This is a genomic window from Lichenicoccus roseus (genome assembly GCF_005844085.1).
GTDB classification, from domain to species: Bacteria; Pseudomonadota; Alphaproteobacteria; order Acetobacterales; family Acetobacteraceae; genus Lichenicoccus; species Lichenicoccus roseus.
The window spans coordinates 157,352-180,009 of record NZ_VCDI01000004.1; the positions used below are offsets into that span (position 1 = coordinate 157,352).

Annotated in this window: 19 protein-coding genes; 7 read left to right on the forward strand and 12 right to left on the reverse strand. The window is 69.0% G+C overall.

Going from position 1 to position 22,658, the window contains the following annotated elements; genetic code table 11:
• Window positions 1–61 precede the first annotated feature (61 nt).
• A complete protein-coding gene (locus tag FE263_RS13115; RefSeq protein WP_138326470.1) occupies window positions 62–1,075 on the forward strand; it encodes a peptidoglycan -binding protein in 1,014 nt (337 codons plus the stop codon).
• 16 nt (window positions 1,076–1,091) lie between these two features.
• On the opposite strand, the gene FE263_RS13120 is transcribed toward FE263_RS13115, so the two are convergent.
• From FE263_RS13120 to FE263_RS13140, 5 genes are read right to left on the reverse strand one after another with little or no spacing between them, the layout of a single operon-like run.
• On the reverse strand, window positions 1,092–1,892 hold the full coding sequence (locus FE263_RS13120) for a carbohydrate ABC transporter permease (RefSeq protein ID WP_138326471.1): 801 nt from the start codon (window positions 1,890–1,892) through the stop codon (window positions 1,092–1,094).
• Window positions 1,893–1,918: 26 nt separating this feature from the next.
• Complete coding sequence (locus tag FE263_RS13125) at window positions 1,919–2,839, reverse strand: carbohydrate ABC transporter permease (protein ID WP_205880372.1); 921 nt, start codon at window positions 2,837–2,839, stop codon at window positions 1,919–1,921.
• Window positions 2,836–4,074 (reverse strand): ABC transporter substrate-binding protein, encoded by a 1,239-nt coding sequence (locus FE263_RS13130; protein WP_138326472.1) that lies wholly within the window; start codon window positions 4,072–4,074, stop codon window positions 2,836–2,838. The genes FE263_RS13125 and FE263_RS13130 overlap by 4 nt, the downstream gene beginning before the upstream one ends.
• Before the next feature lie 55 nt (window positions 4,075–4,129).
• On the reverse strand, window positions 4,130–5,032 hold the full coding sequence (locus FE263_RS13135; protein ID WP_138326473.1) for a sugar phosphate isomerase/epimerase family protein: 903 nt from the start codon (window positions 5,030–5,032) through the stop codon (window positions 4,130–4,132).
• The gene (locus FE263_RS13140; RefSeq protein ID WP_338086724.1) at window positions 5,029–6,216 is read right to left on the reverse strand and encodes a Gfo/Idh/MocA family protein; all 1,188 of its coding nucleotides are present in this window, start codon (window positions 6,214–6,216) and stop codon (window positions 5,029–5,031) included. The genes FE263_RS13135 and FE263_RS13140 overlap by 4 nt, the downstream gene beginning before the upstream one ends.
• Between FE263_RS13140 and FE263_RS13145 the strand changes: the two genes are divergently transcribed.
• The 3 genes from FE263_RS13145 to FE263_RS13155 all read left to right on the forward strand — a co-directional run bounded on the left by FE263_RS13145 (window position 6,209) and on the right by FE263_RS13155 (window position 8,940).
• Entirely contained in the window at window positions 6,209–7,219 is a 1,011-nt protein-coding gene (locus tag FE263_RS13145; RefSeq protein WP_138326474.1) for a LacI family DNA-binding transcriptional regulator, read from the forward strand. The genes FE263_RS13140 and FE263_RS13145 overlap by 8 nt on opposite strands.
• Before the next feature lie 66 nt (window positions 7,220–7,285).
• Window positions 7,286–8,338 (forward strand): catalase family peroxidase, encoded by a 1,053-nt coding sequence (locus FE263_RS13150; RefSeq protein WP_138326475.1) that lies wholly within the window; start codon window positions 7,286–7,288, stop codon window positions 8,336–8,338.
• Window positions 8,335–8,940, forward strand: coding sequence for a cytochrome b (locus FE263_RS13155; RefSeq protein ID WP_240759523.1), 606 nt, complete (start codon window positions 8,335–8,337; stop codon window positions 8,938–8,940). The genes FE263_RS13150 and FE263_RS13155 overlap by 4 nt, the downstream gene beginning before the upstream one ends.
• On the opposite strand, the gene FE263_RS13160 is transcribed toward FE263_RS13155, so the two are convergent.
• The 4 genes from FE263_RS13160 to ykgO form a co-directional block, all read right to left on the reverse strand.
• Window positions 8,937–9,881, reverse strand: a complete 945-nt coding sequence (locus FE263_RS13160) for a carbohydrate kinase family protein (protein WP_171034096.1) — start codon at window positions 9,879–9,881, stop codon at window positions 8,937–8,939. The two genes, FE263_RS13155 and FE263_RS13160, sit on opposite strands and share 4 nt — an antisense overlap.
• Window positions 9,878–11,185, reverse strand: coding sequence for a 3-phosphoshikimate 1-carboxyvinyltransferase (locus FE263_RS13165; RefSeq protein ID WP_138326477.1), 1,308 nt, complete (start codon window positions 11,183–11,185; stop codon window positions 9,878–9,880). The genes FE263_RS13160 and FE263_RS13165 overlap by 4 nt, the downstream gene beginning before the upstream one ends.
• Window positions 11,182–11,673, reverse strand: a complete 492-nt coding sequence (locus tag FE263_RS13170; protein ID WP_138326478.1) for a hypothetical protein — start codon at window positions 11,671–11,673, stop codon at window positions 11,182–11,184. Before FE263_RS13170 ends, FE263_RS13165 begins: the two co-directional genes overlap by 4 nt.
• A 193-nt stretch (window positions 11,674–11,866) precedes the next feature.
• Window positions 11,867–11,992 (reverse strand): type B 50S ribosomal protein L36, encoded by a 126-nt coding sequence (gene ykgO / locus FE263_RS13175; protein WP_077807834.1) that lies wholly within the window; start codon window positions 11,990–11,992, stop codon window positions 11,867–11,869.
• Window positions 11,993–12,158: 166 nt separating this feature from the next.
• Here ykgO and FE263_RS13180 point away from each other — a divergent pair, with 166 nt between their 5' ends.
• Window positions 12,159–12,572: a hypothetical protein gene (locus FE263_RS13180; RefSeq protein WP_138326479.1), complete on the forward strand. Its 414-nt coding sequence runs from the start codon at window positions 12,159–12,161 to the stop codon at window positions 12,570–12,572.
• Here FE263_RS13180 and FE263_RS13185 read toward each other — a convergent pair.
• Window positions 12,569–13,453, reverse strand: a complete 885-nt coding sequence (locus FE263_RS13185) for a cytochrome c oxidase assembly protein (protein WP_138326480.1) — start codon at window positions 13,451–13,453, stop codon at window positions 12,569–12,571. The genes FE263_RS13180 and FE263_RS13185 overlap by 4 nt on opposite strands.
• 155 nt (window positions 13,454–13,608) lie before the next feature.
• Here FE263_RS13185 and FE263_RS13190 point away from each other — a divergent pair, with 155 nt between their 5' ends.
• Both FE263_RS13190 and FE263_RS13195 read left to right on the forward strand, forming a co-directional pair.
• Window positions 13,609–16,605 (forward strand): PAS domain-containing protein, encoded by a 2,997-nt coding sequence (locus FE263_RS13190; RefSeq protein WP_138326481.1) that lies wholly within the window; start codon window positions 13,609–13,611, stop codon window positions 16,603–16,605.
• Window positions 16,606–16,660: 55 nt separating this feature from the next.
• A complete protein-coding gene (locus tag FE263_RS13195) occupies window positions 16,661–18,568 on the forward strand; it encodes a CocE/NonD family hydrolase (RefSeq protein ID WP_138326482.1) in 1,908 nt (635 codons plus the stop codon).
• Between the two features lie 8 nt (window positions 18,569–18,576).
• On the opposite strand, the gene FE263_RS13200 is transcribed toward FE263_RS13195, so the two are convergent.
• Both FE263_RS13200 and FE263_RS13205 read right to left on the reverse strand, forming a co-directional pair.
• On the reverse strand, window positions 18,577–19,842 hold the full coding sequence (locus FE263_RS13200) for a hypothetical protein (protein ID WP_138326483.1): 1,266 nt from the start codon (window positions 19,840–19,842) through the stop codon (window positions 18,577–18,579).
• Between the two features lie 189 nt (window positions 19,843–20,031).
• A complete protein-coding gene (locus tag FE263_RS13205) occupies window positions 20,032–22,575 on the reverse strand; it encodes a glycosyltransferase family 2 protein (RefSeq protein WP_240759526.1) in 2,544 nt (847 codons plus the stop codon).
• Between the last annotated feature and the right edge of the window lie 83 nt (window positions 22,576–22,658).

Below are 22,658 nucleotides of genomic sequence, written 5' to 3' on the forward strand. Positions count from 1 at the left end.
TCTGGGGGGACAGCCCTCGTGACAGGACCCAAGCCATGAGCCGTCACGTCGGAGATGCGCCATGAGGCGCCGTCGCAGCGTCCATAACGGCCTCGACGCCTGGCCCGGCTACGTGGACGCGCTGTCCACGCTGCTGATGGTGATCATCTTCGTGCTGCTGGTGTTCGTGCTGGCGCAGGCCTTCCTGTCGGTGGCGCTGAACGGCCGCCAGCATGTGCTCGACCGGCTGCAGCGCGAGATGGCGCAGCTTACCGAACTGCTTTCGCTGGAACGCGGCAAGTCGCACGATCTCGGCCTGTCGGTGGCGACACTGACGGCGCAGCGCGCGCAGCTGAATGCCGAGCGCCAGCAGCTGGCGGCGCAGGCGCTGGCGTTGAATGCGGAGGTCGCCAAGGATACCGGGGTGATCGCGTCGCAAAAGGCCAGCCAGGACAAGCTGAGCGCCGACGCGCAGGCGCAGGTCAACCAGCTCAACCAGCAACTGGTCGAACTGGAGAAGCAGCTCGCCGCCATCACCCAGGCGCTCGACATCGCGCAGAAGGACGTGAAGGACCGCGACGCCAAACTCGCCGATCTGGGCAACAAGCTGAACCTGGCGCTTGCCGACAAGGTGGAGGAACTGAAGCGCTACCGCTCTGAATTCTTCGAGCGGCTGAGCAAGGTGCTGGCGAACCGTCCGGGCATCGCGGTGGTGGGCGACCGCTTCGTGTTCCAGAGCGAGGTGCTGTTCCCGCCCGGCAGCGCCGACCTGTCGAAGGCCGGCGCCGACCAGATGAAGGCGCTGGCGCAGACGCTGAAGGGTATCGGCAGCGAGATCCCGGCGGACGTGCCGTGGGTGCTGCGCGTCGACGGCCATGCCGACCGGCAGCCGGTGAACACCCAGCATTTCGCCACCAACTGGGAATTGTCCTCGGCGCGCGCCATCCAGGTGGTGAAGCTTCTGATCGCCCAGGGTGTCGATCCGCGCCATCTCGCGGCCACCGCGTTCTCGCAATACCAGCCGCTGGACGATGCCGGGACGCCGGATGCGTTCGCGCGCAACCGCCGCATCGAGCTGCGGCTGACCGACCGGTGAGGCTGGCTGGCGGGACCTACTTCAACGCCCCCGCCGTCAGCCCTCCCACGATCCGCGTCTGCAGCAGCGCGAACAGCACCAGGATCGGCGTCACGTAGATCGCGGCGTAGGTCATGATGCCGCTCCAGTCGGTGGTGTTAGTACCCAGGAAGCCGCGCAGCCCCACCGTCGCCGTCTGCAACTGGTCGGAGCTGATCAGCGACCGTGAATAGACGTACTCGCCGAGCGACTGCAGGAACACCAGGATCGTCGAGACCAGGATGCCGTTGCGGGCCAGCGGCACGGCTATCAGCAGGAACACCTTCGACCGCGACGCGCCGTCCATTCTCGCCGCGTCCTCAAGCTCGCGCGGCACCTGCGCGAAGCTGGGACGCGTGAGCACGATGAACAGCGGCAGCATCCGGCCGGTCTGCGCCAGCACGACGGCAAGACGCGGCGTCGCCAGCAGACCGAGCTGGTTGAAGGCGACGAAGATCGGCGTCACCAGCAGCGACGGCGGCAGTGCCTGCAACAGCAACACGAGAAACAATGCACCCAGCGCCATGCGGTCGTTGCGGCGCGACAGCACGAAGGCGCCGCCGGTGCCGAGGAGCACGGTCAGCAATGTGGCGCCCGCCGCAATCAGGCAGGAGTTCCACAGGTAATGTGCCATGCCGTGCTCGACGAAGACCTGCACGAATTCGGCGTGCAGCCGGTGCGGCCAGAACGATGGCGGATTGAGGAAGATCTCGCGCGGCTCCTTCAGCGCCGTCACGTACATCCAGTACAGTGGGAACAGGTAGGCAGCGGCGAGCAGCAGCGCGAGGCCGGTATCCATCCGCCGCCTCGCTGCCGATGCCGCGATCACGCCACCACCTCGCGGCGGGTCGACGACACATAGATCGAGGCGACCAGAGCCGTCACCGCCAGCATCAGCACCGCGAGCGCGCTGCCCTGGCCGATCTGGTAGGTCTGGAACGAGAGCTGCCACGACCAGTATTGCGCGACGTTCGAGGCGTTCGCCGGACCACCCTCGGTCAGGCCGGAAATCAGGTCGTACTGCTGCAGCGTGAAGATGATGCCGAGCGACACCACGGCAGCGATCGTCGCTCGCATCATCGGCAGCGTGATAGAGACGAAACTCCGGATCGATCCGGCGCCATCCATCGCCGCCGCCTCGTAGAGATCGCGCGGGATCGCCGCGAGCCCGACCGAAAGCAGGATCATGTTGAACGGCACGCCGAGCCAGATATTGGCGATGATCACCGCCGGCAGCGCGAGGTGCGGGTCGGACAGCCAGAATGGATGCGCGTGGATCAACCCGGATGCGGCAAGGATCGCGTTCACCACGCCGCTGTCGCCCGCGAACATCCATTTCCAGATCGCGCCGACCACCAGCCCGGGCATGATCCACGCCGCCAGGAATACGCCGCGTATCGTCGCGGCGCCGGGAAAGCGCCGCTGGAAGAAGACGGCGAGCGCAAACCCGATCGTCACCTGCGCCACCACCGAGCAGGTCGTGAACAGGAGTGTGTTGAGTGCGATCCGCCCGGCCGCCGGGTTGTGGAAGAGATGGATGTAGTTGCGCAGGCCGACGAACGGGCGGTGCAGCGACAGGATGTCGAACATGTCGACCGACTGCACCGACATGGCGATCGTGTAGAGCACCGGCAACGCCGAGACGGCGACCAGGAACAGCACCGGTGCGGCAAGCAGCGCGGTCTCGAAACCGCTGCGATGCAGGAAGCCCGGACGATCCTGACCCGATCGCCGGCGTGCGCTCACGGCGACGCCTCCTCGCGTGCGCTGTCGATGGCGCTCTGCCCGGCATCGAGTGCCTGCTGCGGCGTTGCCTGGTGCGTCAATGCGCCCTGGTAGGCGGACTGGATCGCCTTCGAGATCGACGGCCAGGCCGGACTTGGACCACGCACGCGGGCATAGCGCATCTCCTCGATGAAGGTCGCATAGGCCTTCGGATGCGCGGGGTTCTTCGGATCGGCATTTCGGATGGAGGGCAGCATGCCGAACTCGTTCCAGTCGCGGCCCTCCTGCGAATAGACATATTCGAGGAAGCGGAATGCCGCCGCGGGATGCGCACTGGTGTGCAGGATGCCGAAGGTATGCTCGCCGAGCGCCGAGGCGTGCGGTGCACCCGGACCCGCGACCGGCAGCAGCGCGGTGCTCCAGGCGAAGCGCGCGCCGGCGATCGGTCCGCTCAGCTCCCACGGACCGGAGATGGCCATCGCGGCGTTGCCGGCCACGAAGGTCTGGAAGCTGTCGGTCTGCGCCCGCACCAGCGTATCGCGCGAGGCGAGCTTGTCGTCGATCAGGCCCTGCCAGAAGGTGAGCGCCGAGACGCCGGCGGCGCCGTTCACCTTGTTCCAGTCACCGCCGGCGCTCTGGATCCAGGGCAGGAACTGGAAGGTGCCCTCCTCGTCGGCGATCGCCGAGAAGGCCAGGCCGTAGCGGTTGGCGGCGGGATCGGTCAGCTTCGCGGCGTCCGCCCTGAGTTCCGCCCAGGTTGCCGGCGGCCTCGCGGGGTCGAGCTTGGCGCGGCGAAAGGCGTCGTCGTTCAGATACAGCGCGAGCGTGTTGGACCCGCGTGGCAACGCATAGATCCCGCCCTTCCAGGTGACGGACGCGAGCGGTCCGGGGAAGAAGCGGGCGGGGTCGATGATCTTCGATGCCTTGATCATCGGCGTCAGGTCGACAAAGGCGCCGTGCGAGGCGAACAATGCCACTTCGGGATTGTCGATCGAGACCAGGTCGGGCCCGCTGCCGGTGGCAACCGCGCGGATCGCGTCGTTCGAGATGTCGGCGAAATCGACATGCTTGACCGCGATGCGGATGTCCGGATTCTTCGTCTCGAACTCATGCGCCAACACGTAGCTCTGCTGCGCCTGGTCCGGCTTGTCGATGGTCCAGAAGGTCAGCGTGACCGGCTCGGCTCGTACCGGCGACGATTGCAGCGCCAACGCGACAAGTCCGGCCGCCAGCGATGCGGTCGTTGATCTGTACATGGTGTCCTCCTTCCCGTCCGGCCGGGGTTGCTCCCCGGTCCGCAATGGTCCCGTCTCAGGCCGGGTTCGGCACGTATGTCCCGCCGCGGCACGTCTTCAGATGGTTCAGGCCGGCAACCTGCCCGGTCATCTCGAGCGCGCCGCGATAGACCGGATCGTGCCAGCCCTCGATGTCGATCGACCCCTTGTAGCCGCCGAGCCGCAGGTCGCCGATGATCGCCGTCCAGTCGCTGTCGCCGAAACCGGGCGTGCGATGGAAAGCGAACGGCTCGGCGCCATGCACGCCATGACGGCGCACCACGTCCCAGCGCACCGAGGCATCCTTGCCGTGCACGTGGAAGATCTTCGGAATCCAGTCACGCAGCTGCGGCATCGGATCGATCAGGTAGAACAACTGGTGGCACGGCTCCCATTCGAGGCCAATATTGTCGTCCGGCAAGGTCTCGAACATCATCGTCCAGGCAGCGGGATTATGCGCGATGTTCCAGTCGCCGGTCTGCCAGCTGCCGTCCATCGGACAGTTCTCGAAGGCGATACGGACGCCCTTGTCCGCCGCGCGCCTGGCAAGCTCGCCGAACACCGCCTTGAAGCGCGGCAGGCTCTCCTGCAGCGGACGATCGCGCACGCGCCCGGTAAATCCGGCGATGGTTTTCGCGCCGAACAGGTGCGCGTTGTCGATCAGCGCCCGCCAGCCTTCGAGCGTCTCGCGATCGAGCGGCTGGTCCTCGAGCGGATTGCCGAACATCCCGAGCGTGTCCATGGTGACGTCGCGATCGCCGATCGCGTCCCGCAACGTGCCGGCGAGACGGGGCAGGTCGACGCCACCCAGCGTCTGCCAGAAGAAGGGCTCGATGCTCTCGAAGCCGTGCGGCAGGATGTCGCGCACGTAGGCCGCCGGATCCGGCGCATTCGCACGGATCATGGTGCCGATCCGGATGTCCAGGGCTGGGTTGCTCATGCGTCGTGTCCTTGGGCAAGTTCGATTGGCAGGCGGGGCAGCTCGCACGGACGTTGCTGTTCGGCGCTTTCGATCGCCGCCAGCACCATGGCGAGGCTGGCGAAATTGCGCCGGCTCGAGGTCTCCGGCTCGCCGCCGCTGCGCAGCGCGTCGATGAAGTCGCGCAGGACGCCGGCATGGCCACCGATGCGGTCGGAGGGTTCGAGAGTCGGCACCGGAACCGCGCGGAGCGGCGCGAACAGCTCTCCGCCGGGCGGCAGGCCGTCGACGATCTCGGCAGCAAAGCGATCCGCACCGTCCCAGGTCGCGCTGCCCCTGGTGCCGATGATCCGCCACGCGCTGTCCCATTCGGTCTGCAGCCCGTTGGCGCACCAGCTGCCGCGATAGGTGATGACGCCACCCTCCGGCAGCGAGAACACCGCAGCGGCGCTGGCGCCGGCACGATACCAGGACTTGCGCGGATTGCCCTCGCGGCACATGACGTTCGCCGGATCGCTGCCGGCCAGCAGCCGCGCTGCGTCAAAGCTGTGGATCGCCATGTCGAGCAGCAGAACGTGGTCCATCTGCTCGCGGAAGCCGCCAAAATGCGGCGCCTTGAAGAAATCGCAGTGCACCTCGTCGATGTCGCCGAGCGCACCTGCGTCGATCAACCGGCGGAGGCGGCGTATGCCGGCGACATAGCGCCGGTTCTGCATCACGGCGTGGACACGCCCGGCGTCGGCGGCGGCGGCTACGAGGTCGACCGCGTGCTCGAGCGTGTCGGCGAGCGGCTTCTCGCTCAGCACATGGCATCCGGCCGCCAGCGCCCGGCGCACCACCGCGTGCCGCGCGGCGGGCACCACGACATCGAACAGGATGTCCGGACGTGCGAGGGCGAGAAGTTCGTCGATGCCGCCCGCTATGGCGACGTCGTCCAGTCCGAACTCGCCAGCAAGCCGGATCGCGGCGGCGCGGTCCAGATCGGCCAGCCCCACGATCGTCAGGCCCTCGATGGCGAGTGCCGCCCGTAGCCAGGTGCGGCTCATGTTGCCGCACCCGATCAAAGCTGCCCGCACAGGCGCCTCCTCCCAACGCACCGGTCTCACGCCGGCGTAAACGTTTACGGTGTCGCGACACGGACGCTGCCGGTGGACACGCATGCTTGTCAAGGTCGCCCGCAGCCGATAGCGCGTGCAGATGGACATCAAGGCCCTCGCCCGGCATCTCGACCTGTCGATCGGCACGGTCTCTCGCGCGCTGAACGACCGCAAGGACGTGCGCGACGCGACCCGGCTGCGGGTGCGGGAAGCCGCGGCGGCGATGGGATATGCCCCGAACCATTCCGGGCGGGCGCTCCGGCGTGGCCGCACCAACGCCATCGCCTTCGTGTTGCGGCCAAGCGTCGACAGCGCATCGCACGGCGATCCGTTCTTCATGGCGCTGTTCGACGGCATCCAGCACGCCCTCGCCGGCGCCGGCCTCGACCTGATCGTGCTGCTGCCGAGGCGCGACGAGGACCAGCTCGCCTTCCTCGTCCGCGCGGTGTCCCGCGGCCTCGCCGATGGCTGGTTGCTGTCGGCCACCACGCGGCATGACGAGCGGATCCCGTTCCTGCTGGAGCGCGGCGTGCCGTTCGCGACCCTCGGCCGAAGCCTGTCGGGCGGCGCGCAGTCCTGGATCGACCTCGACTTTGAGACGATGGTGACCGAGGCGGTACGTCGCCTCGCGGCCCGCGGCCATCGCCGGATTGCGGCGATCGAGCCGGGCAGCGACATCAATCTCGGCCATGTCGTCGAGGAATGCTGGCGCAATGCGCTGGTCCAGGCGGGGCTCGACCCGGACCCGGATCTCCTGGTCCGGGTCGAGCCCGATGAAGCGGGCGGCCATCTCGCGGCCGGTCGGCTGCTCGACCTGCCCAGGCCGCCGACCGCCGCCGTGCTGACCGGCGAGACGACGCCGATCGGCGTCTATCGGGCGCTTCGCGAGCGCGGCCTCACGCCGGGTCGGAATTTCGCGGTGATCGCAACCGGCGACGCGCCGGCCTGCCGCGCGCTGTCGCCGGCGCTGACGCGATACACCTGCTCCCTGCACGACCTGGGCATGGCGCTGGCTGCCAGCCTGCTGGCGCGACTCGATCCCGATGCGGATCCGGAACCGGTGCAGCAGCTGTGGCCGATGCGCCTGGTCGAGGGTGCCAGCGACGGCTGACAGCCCGGGCCTTTACGGCAACGCAAGGTTTCGGCACGGTCTCCTGCAGCAGGAGGGAGCGTGCGGATGGCTGCCGGGAACGTGGTGCGCGGCGGAGCGGTGATCGGTGCGGTGCTGGCGGTGTTGGTGGCCGCATTTGCCTGGGCGGGCGGTTGGCTGTCCGGCGATCGGCTGTCCCCGGAGCGGTTCATCACGGCGCTCAAGCCACCAGGCGGGTTCGGCTACGGCGACCGGCGCAACCACGCCAAGGGTGTCTGCGTCACCGGCACCTTCACCGCCGATGGTGCGGCCACCGCGGTGTCGCACGCCTCGCTGTTCCGCCCCGGGACCTATCCGCTGATCGGACGCTTCAGCCTCGGCAGCGCCGATCCGGCGGCATCGGATTCCGCGACACGGGTGCGCGGCTTCGGCTTCGACATCACCGGGCCCGGCGGCGAGGAATGGCGCAGCGCCAATATAGACGTGCCGTTCTTCCCGGTCGCGACCCCGGACGCGTTCCTGCAGCTGCTGCAGGCGTCGGGCAGCAAGGACCCTGGTGCCATCGGCCAGGTTGCCGCAGCGCATCCGGAATTGAAGGCGTTCGGCGGCTGGGCCAAGTCGGCGCCCTGGACGGCGTCGTTCGCGGAAGAGCAGTACAACGGGATCGATGCCTTCGTGGCGACCGACGCCGCCGGCAGTCGCCATTTCGTGCGTTGGTCGCTCCTGCCGGCCGCCACCGCGCAGCAGGTGACACCCGACGCACTGAAGGCGAAGGGGCCGGACTTCCTCGATCGTGAGCTGGAATCGCGGTTGGCCTCGGGGCCGTTGCACTGGCGGATGGTGCTGACGGAAGCGGCGCCCGGCGACCAGACGGCGGATCCGAGCCAGGCCTGGCCGGCAGGGCGTCCGACCGTGGCGGCGGGTACGATCACCCTGACAGCAGGCCAGGACAACGTAGCCGGCCCTTGCCGCGACGTGAATTTCGATCCGACCATCCTGCCATCGGGGCTGGCGACCGGTGACGATCCGTTCCCGGCCGCGCGGTCCGCCGTCTACGCCGTTTCGTACAACAGACGGACGGCCCAGGAAGCGAGCGGACAAGCCACGGGTGGGCACGATACCGGGAGGAACGCGCAGTGAGCGACTTCACGCGAAACGGCTTCAACGGACGGGTGCAACCCAGCCTGCTGGAGCGTGGCGAGGTCGTGCGCGAACCGTTCGCGCCGGTGCAACGGGTGCTGCACTGGGCGATGGCGGTGTGCATCCTGGCGATGCTGTTCATCGGCGTCGGCATGGTGTCGACGGCACGGCCGATCAGCCTGGGTCTGGTCGACGTGCATCGGCCGCTCGGGATCCTGATCCTCCTGCTGGTGGTGGTGCGGCTCGCCGTGCGGGCCAGGCGCGGCACGCCGGCGCTGCCGCGCGACCTGCCCGCCGGAGTGAAGCTTGGCGCAACGCTCTCGCACTGGCTGTTGTACGCCGCGATGATCTCGATGCCGATCATCGGCTGGGGGATGGTGTCGGCGGCGGGGCTGCCGGTGGTGATGTGGGGCGGGTTCCAGCTGCCGCCGATCCTGCCGCATAGCGACGCGCTGCACGCTGTTCTGTGGGACGCGCACCGCATCATCGCCTACCTGCTGTTCGCGCTGATCCTGCTTCATGTATCGGCGGCGCTGATGCATGCGCTGATCCGCCGCGACGGGGTATTCGAGGCGATGGCGGGAGGCCGCCCGCCGGTCTAGACCGGGGTCGCGCTCTCCTGCAGCTCGGCCGCCCAGGGCGGGTTGGAACCGGCACGGCCGCAGGTGAACGCGGCGACCCGCACCGCGAACTGCAGCGCGGCCTCGGCCTGCGACGGATCGATCGCGGCGATGCGTCCCGGATGCAGCAGGCCAGTGCGATCAAGATGGCACAGCACGGCGGCGATGAAGCTGTCGCCGGCGCCGACCGTGTCCACCACCACCGTCTCGCCGACCGGAACGTCGATGCGGCCCCCCTTGACCCAGGCCGTCGCCCCGTCGCCACCCTTGGTCACGATCACCAGCGATGTGCCGGCTGCGAGCCATTCCGCGGCGATGGTCTCGGGGTCGGCGCCAGGGATCAGGTAGTCGAGATCGGCCCGCGACAGCTTGATGATGTCGGCAAGCGCCAGCGCCTCGGCGAGCCGGGCGCGATAGGTGGCGAGGTCGCTTGTCAGGGTCGGGCGGCAATTGGGATCGACGCACAGCACCCGGCGGCCCTTCTGCTCGCGCATCAGGGCCAGGCATTCGTCCGCGACCGGCGGCGAGATCAGGCCGAGCGAGCCGACATGCAGGGCGGTGACGTCGTCGGCGAGCGGCGGGCTGGCGGCCAGGGTCCAGCAGCGCGAGGCGCTGGCTTCGTCGAAGAAGGCATATTCCGGCTCGCCGTCGCCCAGCTTGACGAAGGCGAGCGTGGTGGCGTTGTCGAGGCGTGCGACATACTGCATCGACACCCCCGAAACCTGCATCGACGAGACGATCAGGTCGCCGAAGAAGTCGGTGGAGATACCGCCCATGAAGCCGGCGGCACTGCCCAGTCGCCCGAGCCCGACGGCGATGTTGCGGCACGATCCGCCAGGCACCGGGATGTAGGCGTCCTGGCCGCCATCCTCGCTGCGCGACGGCAGGAAGTCGATCAGCGAGTCGCCACAGATGATGATCATGCGCCCTCCTCCAGCCGGACCCCGAGCGTCTCGAGTGCGCCCCAGTAGCCGGGATAAGTCTTCGCCACGCATCCCGGTTCGAGGATGGTGATGCCGTGCACCAGCAGCCCGGCCAACGCGAACCCCATCGCGATGCGATGATCGGCGAACGTATCGATGCGGGCCGGCAGCGTCTGCCCGGCAAGCGACGGATCGGCGGCGACCAGCAGGTTGTCGCCCGCCTCGGTGCCGAGGCCGGGCCGGATGCATGATAATCCCAGGGCCAGCGCGCGCACCCGGTCGCACTCCTTGACCCGCAGGTTGGCGATGCCGGTGAAGCGCACCGGATTGCGGTTGAAGGCCGCCATCACTGCCAGCGTCGGCACCGCGTCCTGCATCTGCGCGCCGTCGATCACCGCCGGCATGTCCGGGTAGGAGGCGATCAACGACGCGGCGGCGGCGTCCGGCTGGGTGAACGCAGCGGCCTCGATGCCGAGATCGATCGCACCGCCGGTGAGCCGCTCCGCCGCCCAGAGATAGGTCGCCGCCGACGCGTCCGGCTCGACCAGCAGGTCGGCGGCGCGGTAGCCGGTCGGGGCCACCCGCCAGGTGCCGGGGCCGTCCTCGCTGATCTCGGCGCCGAACGCGCGCATCGCCGCCAGGGTGAGCCCGACATAGCCACGTGCACCGATCGCGTCGCCGCGGAGCGCAACCTCCACCGGCCCCTCGGCGCAAGCGGCCACCATCAGCAGGGCCGAGACATACTGGCTGGAGAGCGCGGCATCCACCGCGACCCGGCCGGCCGGCAGTCGTCCGCGACCGCCTATGCGCACCGGGGGGCAGCCGGTCGGACAGTCGACCGCGACACCGAGGTCGCGCAGCGCCTCGACCAGCGGCGCGATCGGCCGCACCCGCATGTGCGCATCGCCGTCCAGCACCACGTCACCCGGCGCCAGGCACGCCGCCGCCGTCAGGAAGCGGGTGGCGGTGCCGGCATTGCCGAGGAACAGGGGGCTGTCCGGAACGCCAAGCGCGCCGGTGCCGTGCACCAGGAACGAGGTGTCGTCTGGCTCCTCGATCGCAACGCCGAAGGCGCGCAGCGCGGCCGCCATGTAGCGCGTGTCGTCGCTCTTGAGCGCCCCGGTGAGTGTCGTATTGCCACGCGCCAGCGCCGCCAGCAGCAGCACGCGGTTGGTGATCGACTTGCTGCCGGGCGGCCGTACGCGGCCGCGCAACGGCTGGCCGGGTGGCACCACGGTGAGCGCATCCGCCGCGAGCCAGTCAAGCGGGGGACGTGTCAGGCTTTCGCTGTCCGGCTGCTTCATGCCGGCTGGCCGAGCGCCTTGCGACGCAGCTGGTCCAGCCGGTGGCCGCCGTCCACGATCATCGGGTCCAGCGTCAGCACGTGCTGCCAGGCCCGCCACGCCGCGGTGGCGTTGCCACGCTGCTCCTCGACCGCCGACAGCGCCTGCCACGCCAGCACATCGCTTGCATCGCGCGAGATCGAGCCACCGAGATCCTGCACGGCAGCGTCGAGATCACCGTCGAGATCGTGCGCCGCCGCCCGCTCCCGCCAGAGCAGGGCGCTGTCCGGTTGCAGCGCCAGGGCGTCGTCCAGATCGGAGACCGCGGATTGTCGCTTGCCGGCCGCCATCTCGTGCTGCGCGCGCCGCAACAGCAGGCGAACGGCGGGCTGCACCGACTGCTCGCGCACCGATTCGAGTTGGGCGGCGACCGCCTCGGCCTGGCTGCGATCGGAAGCCTGGGCAAGCTGGCCGACCAGCGTCACGATCTTCGGATCCGGCGCGGCCATGGCCTGGCTTCCAGGAGCCTGCTGATGACCCGGAGCCTGAGGCGGCGCGTCGGCCCCGAGAGCCGGCAGCGGTGCGCAGGACAACACAGCCGCGAGCGACAGCCACCCCCTGAACGCTTGCATCGCGGTCAGGTGCGGCGGTGCCCGCATGATGCTCTTTCCGGTAGGACGGCCTACGCGGAGGCCATCGCATTCAGCCCTGGCGCGCCTTCATGCGCGGGTTCTTCTTGTTGATCACGTAGACCCGGCCATGCCGGCGGACGACGCGGCAATCCTTGTCGCGGACCTTCGCCGACTTCAGGCTGTTTCTGATCTTCATGACACGACCCTGGTTCCGGCCCGCTGCAGGCCCATAGAAAAGGATCCGGACCGCTGCAGGCAGCGCCGGAAGGAGAGGCTGACTAGCGGGGGTGCCGATCCTGGTCAAGGGGCGTGACGTGGCCCGTGCATTCCCCCCGCCGCCGATCTGCCCTAAGCACCGCGTCATGACCGGAATGCAGGGCGGGACAAGCGATCAGCGGCGAGGCAAGCTTGCCTGGACCGGCTTCCTGGTGATGGCCTTCGTGGTGCTTGGCCTGTGCGGTCTGTTTTCGACCTATGCCGCGCAACTGCCCTACCAGCGCGCGCTCTATGCGGAGGCCAGGCTGGATGCCGCCCGTCACGCACCGGATACGGCGGCGCGACTGGCCCGGCTTCGCGACGCGCTGGGTGAGGACGGCGCGGGCGCCTTCGACGGCAGCGGTGACCTCGACCGGCAGATCGATCATGCCCACGACGTGCTGATGCAGCATTTCCGGCAGCAGGGCGAGGACATCGCGCTCAGGCTGCGCATCGTCCTGGTCGTGTTCACCGCCGCCGCTGCCTTGTTCGGCATCATGGTGGTCAGCGTACTGCGCTAGCTCCGGCCCGGCGGGGAGAGGCTATGCAGGTAGGCGATGATGTCGCGGCGGCCGACCGGGTCGTCGATGGCATCCGGCATCGCGGTGCCGGGAATGAAGGCGCGCGGTCCCGACAGCCAGCGCTCCAGCGAGCGGTCGTCCCAGGTGATGCGGGCGCCGGCCAGGGCCGGGGTATACGGATAGCCGGGCACCGATCCGGCCCGCCTGCCATACACCCCGGCAAGTCGCGGCCCCTCGATCGCGTGGTCGAGGGCGTGGCAGCCGGCGCAGTCGGCGGCGAACAGCGTGCGCCCGGCGGCGGCATCGGGTGGCGCATTGGCGAAGCGGGCGAGGTCGGTGGCGTCCTTCGGGCGACTGGACCGGAAGAAGGTGTAGGACAGCGTGATGTCGTCGACGTCGGTGGTCGACGGATCGGTCGCGAGGCGGCCATCGACGAAGAAGGTCACCGGCATCTCGACCTTCTGGTGCGCGCCGAGACGCTCCTCGGTGAAGCAGAAGCACTGGATCTTCTTGAAGTAGATGCCGACCTTGTCCGGCGTCACGTTGAAGGCGGCGTGGCCCACGATGGGTGTATCGGACAGGTTTTCCGCCTCGAAGAACACCAGGCTTTCCTGGCCGAGCCGCACCCGTAACCGGGACTGCATCGGCCGGAACCGCCAGGGCAGCCCCTTCGCGATGCCGGTGGAGAAGTCGATGGTGATCATCCGGCCGAGCGCGCCGTCCGCCGCCGAGGCCCGTTGCGTGGTGCCGCCCGCGCCGGTGGCGGCGCAGAACATCCGGTACAGCGGAACCGAGAACGAGACGATCGTCAGCATGACGGCCACCACCGCCAGCAGCCCGGCGGGTACCAGCCAGAAGCGGCGGCGGCGAGGTGAGTTCATGGCGCCATCCTAGCCCAGGAAGACAGCGAAGGCATCGCCTGCCGCCGTCAACGTGACGATAGCTCTGGACCTGCGCCTCCCGCCGGTCTGCTATACAAGTGTCGCTGCAGAAACGAGGCCGCCGCCTGGACGCGGTGCCGACGGACGGGCTCGCCATGGACCATGTTCACCACGAGGATCCCGCCGCCTTCCTCGCAGGTGGTGGCGAAGCCGGAGCCCGCATGCGGGGGATCGACTGGTCCGCGACCCCGCTCGGCGTGCCTTCGGGCTGGTCCGCGGCGCTGCAGACCCTGGTTGCGGTGATGCTCGGCTCCCACCAGCCGATGTTCGTGGCGTGGGGTCCGGACCGCATCATGCTGTACAACGACAGCTACGCGCAGATCTGCGGCTCGCGCCATCCCGCCTCGCTCGGGTCGCGCTTCGACGTGGTCTGGCACGACATCATGGACGAGATCGGTCCGATCCTAGACCGCGCCTATGCCGGCGAGCCGACCTACTCCGACGACATCCAGCTCACCATGCATCGCCACGGCTATGCCGAGGAGACACACTTCGCCTTCAGCTACACGCCGGTGCGCGACCCCGACGGGACGGTGGCGGGGATGTTCTGCGCCTGCACCGAGACCACCAGGCAGGTGCAGGCGCAACGCCGCCTGGCCGGCGAACGCGAGCGCCAGCGCCTGCTGCTGCAGCAGATGCCCGGCTTCGTCGCCCTGCTGGCCGGTCCATCGCACGTCTACGACTACGTCAACGACGCCTATGTCGCGATCGCCGGCCGGCGCGACTTCATCGGGCGGCCGATCCGCGAGGTGTTCTCCGAGCTGCGCACGCCGGGCCATTTCGACGAGCTCGACCGGGTGTTCGCCAGCGGCCAGCCGTTCGTGGCCCGCGCGCTGCCGATCCGGCTCGCCGCCGACGGCGCCGAGCGCTTCGTCGACCTGATCTACCAGCCGATACGCGACGAGGCCGATGCCGTCGTCGGCATCTTCGTCGGCGGCTACGACGTCACCGATCGCGTGCGCGCCGACGCCACGCTCCGCCACGCCCAGCGCCGCCAGGGCTTCCTGCTCGCCCTCAACGACACCCTGCGCCGGCAGGGTGATCCGCGCGCCGCGATGCAGGCCGCGGTGGACGCGATCGGGCGGCATCTCGCACTCAGCCGCGTCGGCTACGGTCTGATCGATACCGACGGGCGGCAGGTGACGCTGGAGACCGCGTATGTCGACCACGTCGTGCCGCTTGCGGCGACGTATCCGCTCGACGCCTTCGGTGCCGGCCAGATCGCCAGGCTGCGATCGGGCCGTACCGCCGCCTACGCCGATGTGGAGGCCAGTTCGGACACCGCCGGCCTCGGCCTTGGAGCGCTGGGCATTGCGGCAAGCCTCGGGGTGCCGCTGGTGCGCGCCGGCCGCCTGCACGCCGTGCTCTATCTCCATCACCGGGTGCCACGCGCCTGGACGCACTCCGAGATCGAGCTGGTCGAGGATGTCGCCGCGCGCATCTGGGATGCCGTCGAGCGCGCCAGGGCGCAGGACGAGCTGGAACGCATGAACCAGACGCTGGAGGCGCAGGTCGACGAGCGCTCCAACCAGCTGCGCGAGGCGCTGGCGGCGCTCGAGATCAGCACCAAGCGGCTGCGCACCGCCTTCGAGACGAGCTTCGTGCTGCAGGGCTACCTGGAGCCGGACGGGACCCTGCTCGACGTCAATCCGGCGGCCCTCGCCGCCATCGAGGGCCGGCTCGAGACGGTGGTCGGGCAGCCGTTCTGGGATACGCCATGGTTCAGCGCCACGCCCGGCGTGCCGGCCATGGTGCAGGATGCGGTCCGTCGCGCCGCCGCCGGCGAGACCTCGTTCGGCGCCTTCGTGGTGAACCTGCCGACCGGACGGCGCGCCTTCGACTTCTCGCTGCGCCCGGTGCGCACGCTGACCGGCGCGGTCATCGGGCTGATCTCCGAGGCGTTCGAGACCACCCAGCGCCTGGCGGCCGAGGAGCAGCTCAGGCAGTCGCAGAAGATGGAGGCGGTCGGCCAGCTGACCGGCGGCCTCGCACACGATTTCAACAACCTGCTGACCGGCATCACCGGCAGCCTGGAACTGCTGCGGGCCAGGATCGCGCAGGGTCGTCATGGCGAGACCGAACGCTTCATCGCCGCCGCGATGCGGGCGGCCGATCGCGCGGCGGCACTGACCCACCGGCTGCTGGCCTTCTCGCGGCGGCAGACGCTCGACCCCAAGCCTACCGACGTCAACCGCCTGGTGGCGGACATGGAGGAGCTGGTGCGACGCACCGTCGGGCCGTCGGTGACGCTCGATACGGTGGCCGCCGAGGGGCTGTGGAACACCCTGGTGGATCCGCCGCAGCTGGAGAACGCGCTGCTGAACCTCTGCCTGAACGCGCGCGATGCGATGCCCGAGGGCGGCCGGCTGACGATCCAGACCGCCAACTGCGTGGTCGACCGCCGTACCGCGCGCGAGCGCGAGCTCTCCGCGGGTGACTACGTGATGCTGCGCGTCACCGATACCGGCACCGGCATGTCCGCCGAGGTCAGCGCCCGCGCCTTCGATCCGTTCTTCACCACCAAGCCGATCGGCATGGGGACCGGCCTCGGCCTGTCGATGATCTACGGCTTCGCGCGGCAGTCCGGGGGTCAGGTGCGGATCGCATCGTCACCCGGACAGGGCACCACAGTCTCCCTCTACCTGCCCCGACACCGGGGGAAGGCGTCGGGCGAGGCCGCCGGCGACGCAACGGCCCCCAGCCAGGCGCCGCGTGCCGTCGATGGGGAGACCGTGCTGGTGGTCGATGACGAGCCGACCGTGCGCATGCTGGTGGCCGATGTGCTGCTGGAACTCGGCTACCGAGCCCTCGAGGCGGAGGATGGCGCCGGGGCGCTTCGCATCCTGGAATCAGGCGCGCGCATCGACCTCCTGGTGTCGGATGTAGGGCTGCCGAACGGCATGAACGGCCGCCAGGTGGCGGATGCCGCCCGCATGCTGCGGCCCGGTCTCAAGGTGCTGTTCATCACCGGCTATGCCGAGACCGCGGTGATCGGCGACGGCCAGCTGGAGCCGGGCATGCATCTGCTGACCAAGCCCTTCACGATGAAGACGCTGGCCGGCCGGATACGCGCACTGATCGAGGGCGCCTGACCCCGCCCGGCGGCGACATCTGGCATCCGCGCGGCCTGTCGATTAAGCACGGCGGATGAGAAAACCCGCCTGGGTCGCGCTGACCGCCTTGCTCGCCTCATGCAACGCCGTGGCTCTGGCCCAGGCCCCGCCCAACCAGGGTCCGCCGGGGGACATCCCGGATCACTTCGCAAGGCCGGTGGCGCAGGACGACTATGTGCGGCGGATCGAGATGATCCCGATGCGCGACGGCGTCAGGCTCTACACGGTGATCGTGATACCGAAGGCCGCGCAGGGCGCCCCGATCGTGCTCACCCGCACGCCGTACGATGCCCACAAGGCGGCCGCCGACAGCGATTCGCCGTTGATGACCGAGGTGCTGCGCCGGGGCGACGAGGAGCTGGCTCAGGCCGGCTACATACGCGTGTATCAGGACGTTCGCGGGAAGTATCGCTCGCAGGGTGTCTACGAGATGACCCGGCCGCCGCGCGGCCCGCTGAACGCGTCGGCGACCGACGACACCACCGACGCCTGGGACACCATCGACTGGCTGGTCAAGCACGTCCCGCAGAGCAACGGCCGCGTCGGCATGATCGGGTCGTCGTACGAAGGCTGGACCGTGGTGATGGCGCTGCTGCATCCGCATCCGGCGCTGAAGGCCGCGGTGCCGGAGAGCCCGATGGTCGATGGCTGGATGGGCGACGACTGGTTCCACTACGGCGCATTCCGGGTGCCGAACTACGACTACATCGCCGAGCAGACCGAACAGAAGGGCGACGGCGACGGCGTGCCGCGCGCGCAGTACGACGACTACACCACCTTCCTCGAAGCCGGCGCCGTCGGCGCCTATGCGAACGCGGCCGGCCTCGACCAGCTCGGCTGGTCGCGCAAGCTGCAGGCGCACCCGGCCTACGACAGCTTCTGGCAGGACCAGGCGCTGGACAGGCTGGTGGCGCAGCATCCGTCGGACGTGCCCACGATGTGGGAACAGGGCATGTGGGACCAGGAGGACATGTGGGGCGCCAACCACTCCTTCGCGGCGCTCAAGCGGGCCGGTCACGAGGGCAACAACTGGCTGGTCATCGGACCCTGGTTCCACAGCCAGGTCGGCGCAGACGGGCGCTCGTTGGGGCCGCTGCTCTGGCAAGGCGACACCGCGCAGCAGTTCCGGCGCGACATGGTGCTGCCGTTCTTCCGAGAACACCTGCAGGACGGGCCGCCTGCGAACCTGCCACGGGTGAACTTCTACGAGCCCGCCCTGAACCACTGGCAGTCATACCCGGACTGGCCGGCGGCACAGGCCAGCACGCCGCTCTACCTGCGCGACGGGTATGCGCTCTCGTTCCACAAGCCCGCCGCCGCCGGCTCGGACAGCTACGTGTCGGATCCCGCCAGGCCGGTGCCGTTCGAGCCGAGGCCGGCCCGTTTCGACGACCGCGCGGCGTGGCGGACCTGGCTGGTGCACGACCAGCGCTTCGTCGATGGCCGTCCGGACGTGCTGACCTACCGGAGCGCGGTGCTCGACAAGCCAATCAAGCTGGCGGGTGCGCCGATCGCCGATATCGTCGAGAGCACCACCGGGACCGACACCGACGTCGTGGTCAAGCTGATCGACGTTTTTCCGGGCCAGGTGCGCGCCCAGCCGGGGATGGGCGGCTACGAGCTGCCGATCGGCACCGACATCCTGCGCGGCCGCTACGCACACGGCTTCACGACACCGTCGCCGATCGTGGCCGGACAGCCGCAGCACTACCGCTTCACCTTGCCGAACGTGAACTACACGATCCTGCCGGGGCACCGGATCATGGTGCAGCTGCAATCGACGCTGTTCCCGCTCTACGACCGCAACCCGCAGACCTACGTCGCCAGCATGTTCGAGGCGAAGCCGTCGGACTACCGGGCTGCCACCATCACCGTGCAGCACGCCCCGGATGCGGCGAGCGCGGTCTGGCTGCCGGTCGTGAAGGATGCCGCGATAAAGTAGACGGGGACCTACGCCGCGAAAGCGGCAAGTTCGTCCTCGTGCAGCAGGACGATGCCGGTCTGCGTCGCCAGCAGCTTGGACGCCGCCGTGAAGGAGGCGTTCGAGACGATCGCCGCCATATCTGCCTGCCGGCGGTCACGCCCCACGCAGGCGAGCTCGATACTGTCCTCGTCGACCGCCGGCTCAGCGGGCAGGCAAAGCAGCGTCAGCACCCTGCCATCCCGCTCGGCGACCAGGTCCGGCATCGGCTGGCTGCCAACCGGCCGCAGGGTGGTCCGCCAGCCGGCTGCCTCGAGCAGGGCGATGCAGTGGGCCCGGTAGCCGGAAGGATCCCTCGGCGGCGGCGGCACCAACGGCGGCAGCGCCGACCGGTGTGTCGCGGGCGGCGGCGTGGTCTGCATCGATTGCGAGCCGGAAGCGTCGATGACCTCTACCGGTGCTTCCTTGCGGCGTTCGTCGGTCATCACCAGACGCCGAATTCGCGACGATCCACCGGAAGACCCGCCCCCCGGGCCGCCGGCCAGTATCGGCGAAAGACCGCCAGCCCCGTCGCGGTCGACGCCGATGAAGCCTGCATCCCGCGCCGCCCGGGCATTGCGCAGCAGCGTCCACGCCACGACGGCCAGCACCGCCACCACCAGCGCCAGCAGCAGCATCGCGGCCAGGAAGCCTACGACGTAGCCTTGCTGCATGGCCTTCGCGAGATTGACCGAGTTCGTTGTCACTGCGGTCAACGATTGATCGGTCTCGGCCTGCGGTGCGGTCAGCGCCAGGTTCGTGGGCAATGGCGCTGGCGGCAGCAGCGGCTCGGTGACGATCGGCGGTTCCGACGCGGCTACGGTCGCGCCGGATGCTGACGATGCCGCAAGGCCGTGGCCAGGATCTGCCGCCGGGACATTGCCATCCGGTGCAGGGCCACCTGGAGAGGAGGGATCAGCAAATCCGTTATCGGTAACCTCCGCCACCGCGTCCGCGCGGAAATACAACGGCGGCAGCCCCGGCACAGGCGGAGCGCGGCGCAGCAGCACCAGGCCGCCGGTCGAGAGGATGCGCTCCCAGCGAGCGCCCGGCACGATCGAAAGGCAGTGGCCCTGCCGCCTGATCGCCATGTTGCGCGGGGATGCCAGCACGTCGCCGGGCCCAGCATCGCCGAGAACCACTGCGGCATGCCGGTCGATGCAGGCGTAGACCGGGGACACCACGCGATAGCTTGCAGCCTGGGCCCCGTGGCCGGCCAGCAGCAGGACAACTATGCCCGGCATGGCCTGCCGCATCACTCGCTCCATAAGCTTTATCTTTGCGATAGCATAATGAAAACGAGGCTCTTAGACCAGACCTTATCGCGACTGGAGGCCGGCGATGAGCAGGTCGCCCGGGCTATCCCGGGACGCTTGTGCAGCGCGCCATATCGACCCTGGTTGCATCGGATCCCTGCTATAACACCAACGGTGGGACCGCCCGGCTCACGCTGTCGTAGCCAGCGACGCCGGGTCCACGAGATCGAAGAAATTCTGGCGCTGCACGGTAAAGAACCGGCTGTAGAACGGGTCGTGCCGGAAGTCCGGCACGTTGCCCCAGCGGGCGAGCATGAGCTGGGTCTCGTGGAAGAAGCGTGCCTCGTTCGCCGGCTGGTCGTCGCTGCCGCGCGACAGGCTCTCGTGGTGGGCCGCCACGAATTCGGCGCACCAGATCACCCGGTAGCCGGCCATGCGCACCTTCAGGCAGAGATCCACGTCGTTGTACGCTATCTTGAGCTGCCCCTCGTCGAAGCCGCCGACCTCGCGGAATACCGATGCGCGTATCAGCATGCCGGCCGCGGTCACCGCGCTGACCTCGTGGCTGAGCATCGCGCGGCCGATATAGCCGTATTCGGTCGCCGGCAGGCCACGATGCGCGTGGGAGGCGACGCCGTCCGGCCCCACCACCACGCCGGCGTGCTGGATGGTGCCGTTGGGATACAGGAACTTGCCGCCGACGATGGCGACCTCCGGCAGGGCCTGCGCCTCCGCGACGATGGTGGCGAGCCAGGACGGATCGCTCACGAAGACATCGTTGTTCATGAACACCAGGAAGTCCGCGTCCGACTGCGCCGCCGCGATGTTGTTCAGGCGGGAGAAGTTGAACTCCTCCTCCACGGTGATGAACCTGACCCGGCTGTGGCGCGACAGGCGGTGGCGGAACTCGATCGCCTCCCGGGTCACCGACCAGTTGTCGACCAGGATGATCTCGAAGTTGCCGTAGTCGGTATGCGCCAGCAGCGCCTCGATGCAGCGCCGGGTCGTCTGGATCTGGTCCTTGTAGGGAACGATGATGGCGACCGAGGGCCGTGCTGCCTCGAGCCATTCGATGCCGTACAGCGTGAGGCCGCGGATCGACCGTACCGTCGCCGCGATGCCGCGCCGCTTCAGGTGGTCCGACACGCAGCGTATGCCGGCCTCGATCGCGTAGCCCTTCTTGGAGACATCCACCGCCGTCGAGTTCGGCGTCTTGCGCCAGTGGTAGAGGATCTCGGGGACATGGTGGAAGCCGGACGCCGGCACCGCCTCGGCCAGGCGCAGGATCAGGTCGTGGTCCTGCGCGCCGTCGTACTCCGCCCGCAACGGCCCGACCGCGCGCAGCGTCGCGGTGCGGACGAACAGCAGGTGGCAGACGTAGTTGCAGCCCAGCAGGTAGCGGTAGTTCCAGTCGGGCTTCAGGTTCGGCTCGAGGAAGTAGCCCGCCTGATCGATCTTGTCCTCGTCCGAATACAGCACCTGCGCGCCGGTCGCCGCGGCCGCCGCCACCATCACCTCGATGGCGACATCCACCAGCAGGTCGTCATGGTCGAAGAACGCGACATACTCGCCACGCGCCGCCTCCAGCCCGGCATTGGTCGCGGCGCTGATGCCCAGGTTCGCCGGCAGCACGATGCAGCGGATCCGGCTGTCGGCCTTGCACCAGGCTTCGATGCGGGCGGTGATTTCCACCGCCCCGCCACCATCGTCGATGATGATCAGCTCCCAGTGGCGCCAGGTCTGCGCCAGCACCGAGCCTACCGCGGCCTCGAAATCCGACAGCAGCGGCCGCCAGGTCGGGCAGAGGATGCTGACGAGTGGCGCGGCCTCGTCGGTGACGTCTAGGATGCCGCCGGCGCGGCCACGCAGCAGCACGTAGTAGTGCCGCGCCCAGCGATCGTAGTCGCCGAGCGAATGGCTCGGCGTCGGCATGACGTCGGCGATGCTGGTGCGCAGCTGGACGATCTCGCCATACAGCCGGTCCACGATGTCCTGCATGCCGAGCAGCCGCGCCTCCAGCGCATCGTCGACCAGGAGCGTCGTCAGCGGGCTGCCGGACAGCTCGTGCTCGTCCGGCGTCACCATGAAGCGTAGCGTCTGCGCACCGCCGCGCCGCAACCGCGGCGGCAGGACGATCTCGAAGCCACAGTTCGGGTCGCCGCCGAGGGCGGCCGCCACGTCGCCGCGATAGCGGTCGGCCCTCGCCTGGGCGACGGGGGCGCCGTTCGCGGTGAGCAGGATCCGGCAGCCGCCGACGCGTTCCCGGGTGTCCGGGTCGATGCGCTGCACCCAGCCGCGCAAGGCGCCCTGCTTCATGCCGTCGATGAAGCTGGCGAAGTCGTAGCGCCGGTGCAGGATGAATTCGAGCTCCTCCGCGGGCTCCTCCGACGTCGCCGGGTCCATGAACGGCACCACGCTGCGATCCGCGAACCGGAAAGCCAGCGCATGCACCTCGCCATCGACGAACCGGTCCGGCACCTTGAACAGAAAGCCGAGCCGTCCGTGCGGATGACCCAGCGCCGCCTGCACGTCGTCGCGCCGACGGTCGCAGAAGATGGTGTCGACCTCCTGGCGGTCGACCAGCACGTGCAGCCGCACCGCCTGCGCGTTCGGCCGCGTGTCGATCGCCCAGCCACGCGCCTCGCGATCCGCCAGCGCCTCGAACATGCCCATGAAGGGCTGCATCGTGCCCGGCAGGGTCGGACCTGGCCGTATCGTCGCCGACTTCGCCATGTCACGCTGGTCCCATCCTGCCGCAGGCACGAAGGGATCGTTGGTAGCACGTTACGACAGCCGCGATGGGATGTTGCAACAGA